Origin of the sequence: Kitasatospora sp. NPDC056783 (assembly GCF_042789895.1) — a bacterium.
Classification (GTDB): Bacteria; Actinomycetota; Actinomycetes; order Streptomycetales; family Streptomycetaceae; genus Kitasatospora.
In genome coordinates, this window is the sequence record NZ_JBHUAF010000518.1 from 1 (window position 1) to 4,798 (window position 4,798).

4 protein-coding genes are annotated in these 4,798 nt (G+C 73.1%); 2 read left to right on the top strand and 2 right to left on the bottom strand.

Translation table 11 applies throughout. From position 1 onward, the window contains the following. Positions 1-98: 98 nt before the first annotated feature. The gene (locus ACFRMQ_RS38255; protein WP_380735490.1) at positions 99-1,466 is read left to right on the top strand and encodes an L-serine ammonia-lyase; all 1,368 of its coding nucleotides are present in this window, start codon (positions 99-101) and stop codon (positions 1,464-1,466) included. A gap of 106 nt (positions 1,467-1,572) precedes the next feature. Here the strand turns inward: ACFRMQ_RS38255 and ACFRMQ_RS38260 are convergent, their stop codons facing one another. Then, on the bottom strand, positions 1,573-3,153 hold the full coding sequence (locus tag ACFRMQ_RS38260; RefSeq protein WP_380735491.1) for a DHA2 family efflux MFS transporter permease subunit: 1,581 nt from the start codon (positions 3,151-3,153) through the stop codon (positions 1,573-1,575). 26 nt (positions 3,154-3,179) lie between these two features. After that, a complete protein-coding gene (locus ACFRMQ_RS38265) occupies positions 3,180-3,803 on the bottom strand; it encodes an NADPH-dependent FMN reductase (RefSeq protein WP_380735493.1) in 624 nt (207 codons plus the stop codon). A 189-nt stretch (positions 3,804-3,992) separates the two neighbouring features. On the opposite strand from ACFRMQ_RS38265, the gene ACFRMQ_RS38270 reads away from it, so the two are divergent. Then, complete coding sequence (locus tag ACFRMQ_RS38270; protein WP_380735494.1) at positions 3,993-4,733, top strand: TetR/AcrR family transcriptional regulator; 741 nt, start codon at positions 3,993-3,995, stop codon at positions 4,731-4,733. Positions 4,734-4,798 lie beyond the last annotated feature (65 nt).

A 4,798-nucleotide genomic window follows, 5' to 3' on the forward strand; every position in this document is an offset into this window, starting at 1 on the left:
GCACCGCGCACACTGGACAGTGCGCGCGGTGCCCCGTCCCGTGTCGGCCCCTCCCTGCCCGCAAGTCCTTCCACGAGACCAGACAAGGACGTCCCCCCGTGGCCATCAGCGTCTTCGACCTCTTCTCCATCGGCATCGGCCCGTCGAGCTCCCACACCGTGGGCCCGATGCGCGCCGCCCGGATGTTCGCCCGCCGACTGCGCACCGAGGGCCTGCTGGAGCAGGTGACGGGCGTGCGCGCGGAGCTGTACGGCTCGCTCGGCGCCACCGGCCACGGCCACGGCACCCCCAAGGCCGTCCTGCTGGGCCTGGAGAACGCCTCGCCCCGCACCGTGGACGTGGACCAGGCCGACAAGGACGTCGAGCGGATCATCGCCGAGAAGCGGATCAGCCTGCTCGGCGAGCACACCATCGACTTCGACCCGGACAGCCAGCTGGTGCTGCACCGCCGCCGCTCGCTGCCGTACCACGCCAACGGGATGACCCTGTGGGCGTACGCGGCGGACGGCTCGACCCTGCTGGAGAAGACCTACTACTCGGTCGGCGGCGGCTTCGTGGTGGACGAGGACGCGATCGGCGCGGACCGGGTCAAGCCCGACGACACCGCGCTGAAGTACCCCTTCCGCACCGGCGACGAGCTGCTGCGGCTCAGCCGGGAGACCGGGCTGTCCATCTCCGGCCTGATGCTGGAGAACGAGAAGGCCTGGCGCAGCGAGGAGGAGATCCGGACCGGCCTGCTGGAGATCTGGTCCGTGATGCAGGAGTGCGTGCGGGCCGGCATGACCCGCGAGGGCATCCTGCCGGGCGGGCTGAAGGTCCGCCGCCGGGCCGCCGCGGCGGCGCGGACGCTGCGCGCCGAGGGCATCGGGCCGGCCAACGCGATGGAGTGGGTGACCCTCTACGCGATGGCGGTCAACGAGGAGAACGCCTCCGGCCGCCGGGTGGTCACCGCGCCGACCAACGGCGCCGCCGGGATCATCCCCGCCGTCCTGCACTACTACCTGAACTTCATCCCGGGCGCCGACGAGGACGGCATCGTCCGCTTCCTGCTCGCGGCGGGCGCCATCGGCATGCTCTTCAAGGAGAACGCCTCCATCTCCGGCGCCGAGGTCGGCTGCCAGGGCGAGGTCGGCTCCGCCTGCTCGATGGCCGCGGGCGGCCTCGCCGAGGTCCTCGGCGGCACCCCCGAGCAGGTCGAGAACGCCGCCGAGATCGGCATCGAGCACAACCTCGGCCTGACCTGCGACCCGGTCGGCGGTCTGGTCCAGATCCCCTGCATCGAGCGCAACGGCATGGCCTCGGTCAAGGCCGTCACCGCGGCCCGGATGGCGCTGCGCGGCGACGGGCGCCACCACGTCTCGCTGGACAAGGCGATCAAGACGATGAAGGAGACCGGCGCCGACATGAAGATCAAGTACAAGGAGACCTCGCGCGGCGGCCTCGCCGTGAACGTCATCGAGTGCTGATCGCGACTGCTTGACGGCCCCCGGCCCCCGGCTCCCGGCCCCCGGACGAGCCTTCGTCCGGGGGCTTTCGCGTGGGGCGCCTTCGCGTGGGGTCTTTCGCGTGGGGCTACCGGGCCCCGGCGGGCTCCGTCGCCGGTTCCGGCTCCCCGGGGGCTCCCCGCCGCGGGCGGGCCAGGCAGGCCACCGCGGTGGCCACCGCCGCCAGCAGCGCGCCGCCGGCCACCGTGCCGTGCAGCCCGCTGGTGACGGCCTCGCCGACCGCGCCCCGGACGGCCTCGGGCAGGCCGGTGAGCGAGGCCGGGGTGAGCCCGCCGCCGCTGGTCAGGTGGGCGGCGTCGGCCGGGCTCAGCCGCGCCGTCAGGGAGTCGGTCAGCCGTGCCGTGTAGACCGCGCCGAGGGCGGCCGTGCCGAGCGAGCCGCCGATGCCGCGCAGCAGGGTGACCACGCCCATCGCGGCGCCCATGTCCTGGCGCGGGACGGAGCCCATCGAGGTCAGCATGGTGCTCTGCGTCAGCAGGCCGATGCCGACTCCGACGACAGCGGTCAGGGCGGAGGCGAGGGCGGTCGGGGTGCCGGTGCCCAGGAGCAGCAGCAGCGCGGCCCCGGCCAGGGCGATCACCCCGCCCAGCAGCGGGTAGCGGCGCTCGCCGCCCGGCCGGCCCATCAGCCGGGCCGTCAGCAACTGGGTGCCCATCATCCCGAGCATCAGCGGCAGCAGGAGCAGACCGCCGACGGTCGGCGAGGCGCCCCGGACGAACTGGAGGTACTGCGGGAGGTAGCCGATCAGGGCGAGCATCATCGCGCCGGTGAGGAAGCCGAGGACCTGGGCCACCGTGAAGTTGCGGTCACGGAACAGCGCGGGTGGGATCAGCGGTCCGGGGGCGCGCAGTTCGGTCCGGGCGAACCAGCCGAGCGCCACCACCGCGACCACGGCCGTCCCGAGGGTCTGCGGGGAGGTCCAGGCGTACTCGGTGCCGCCCCAGCTGCCGACCAGGGTGAGCGCGAGGATGCCGGTGGTCAGCAGGGCGACGCCGGCCCGGTCGAAGGGCGCCCGTACCCGTTCCGTCCGCAGCCGCACCCCGGCGCCCACCGCGAGCAGCGCGAGCAGCCCGACCGGCAGGTTGACGTAGAACGCCCAGCGCCAGCTGAGGCGGTCGGTCAGGAAGCCGCCGAGCAACGGCCCGCCGACGAAGGCGATCGGCATCAGCACGCCGATCACCGACTGCACCCGGCCCCGGTCGGAGGCCGGGACGAGCACCCCGATCACCGAGAGCGCGCCGACCATCAGCCCGCCCGCGCCGACGCCCTGGAGCGCCCGGAAGGCGATCAGCTCGGTCATGTCCCGCGCCAGACCGGACAGCATCGAGCCGGCCAGGAACAGCACCACCGACCACTGGTAGGCGCCCTTGCGCCCGTAGAGGTCGCCGAGCCGGCCCCAGAGCGGGGTGGCGGCGGCGGAGGTCAGCAGGTAGGCGGTCACCGCCCAGGAGAGGTGCTCCAGCCCGCCGAGGTCGCCGACGATGGTCGGCAGGGCGGTGCCGATGATCTGGCCGTCGAGGGCCGAGAGGAAGATGCCGAGCATCAACCCGATCACGCCGAGCAGCGGCGGCTTGGGCGGCTCGGTGTGATCGGGCGGCTCGGCCGGTGGTTCCGTGGCCGCCGGTTCTCCGGCCGGTTCCGTGGCCATGGCGTTCGTCCCCTTCGCGGTTTCGCTCAGGCCGCGAACGGGCGGGACCGCCGGGCATCGCGCAACGCCTGGGCCCACCAGACGAGTTGGTCGATCATCGTCTTCGCGGCGGCGTCGGCGGCCGGGTCCTTCGCCTTGCCGTCGGCGTCGAAGCACTGCGCGGCGCCGTGGAAGCTGACCGTGTTGCGGATCGTCGCCGCGTTCAACTCGGCCATCACCACTCGCAGTTGCTCGACCGCCCGGAGGCCTCCGGACAGGCCGCCGTAGGACACGAAGCCGACCGGCTTGCCGTGCCACTGCCGGTTGTGCCAGTCGATGGCGTTCTTCAGCGGGGCCGGGAAGCTGTGGTTGTACTCCGGCGTGACGAACACGAAGGCGTCCGCCGCCTCCAGCCTGGGCGACACGGCGGCCAGCAACTCGGCGTCACCCGGCGCGAGTTCACCACCGAAGGACGGGAAGGTGGTGGGCAGCGGGGTCTCCACCAGGTCGATCCGGTCGACGGCGAGGTCGGCGCGGGCTTCGAGGTGGCCGAGCAGCCAGTCGGCGACCACCGGGCCGAAGCGGCCGTCGCGGGTGCTGCCGAGCACGACCGCGACCTTCAGGCTCTGCGCTGCGGGCTTCTGCTCTGCGGGCTTCTGCTCTGCGGACATGGGAATCCCCCTCCTGGGCGACCGGCGTGACGGCCGACGCGACGGCCGATTGCCGCACGGCCGATGTGTACGGCGTATCGACTTCGGATACAATGTACACAACGACACGTACGCCGTCCACTGCCGATACGCCGTACACGCGGAAGTGCTACCGTGGAACCGACCCCGCGCCGGAAGGAGCCCGCCCCCGTGCCCGTTCAGCAGGCCCCCAGTGGCGACAGCGACAAGCCCCAGGTCTCACTCTGGGAGCGCCTGGACCGCCCGGCCCCCGCGCCGCGCACCACCCTGACCCCGCACCGGATCGCCGAGGCCGCCGTCGCCATCGCCGACGCCGAGGGCCTGGACGCCGTCACCATGCGCCGGCTGGCCGGCGACCTCGGCGTCGCCCCGATGGCCGCCTACCGGTACGTCTCCGGCAAGGACGAACTCATCGAGCTGATGGTCGACTTCGTGTACGGCCAACTCCCGCTCGACTCCCCCGCCGAGGGCTGGCGGGGCACCATGCGCGCCCTGGCCGTCCACCTGCGGGCGATGCACCTGGCCCACCCGTGGACGGTCCGCACCTCCACTCCGTTCTCCCTCAGCCCCAACCAACTCGCCGTCCCCGAGCGCGCGTTCGCCGCTCTCGCCGAACACGGCCTGGACGCCGACACCACCATGGCGGTGTTCCGCACCGTCACCGGCTACGTCCACGGCTCGGCCACCACCGAGGTCACCCTGATCGCCCTGCGCCGCGAACACGGCTGGTCCGACGGCGACCAGACCCGGGCCGGCCTCGCCCCCCGGATGACCTGGCTGATGAACACCGGCCGCTACCCCAGCTACCGGCGCTACCTCCACGAGGCCACCCGCAAGGACGACCCCGACTGGCAGTTCGAGACCGGTCTCGACTGCGTCCTCGACGGCATCGCCGCCCACTTCGCCCTCTGACCGGCCCGCACGCGAGACGGCTCAGGCCCCCGTGGGCGCGGTGTCGGACATGGCGGGGGTCCCCT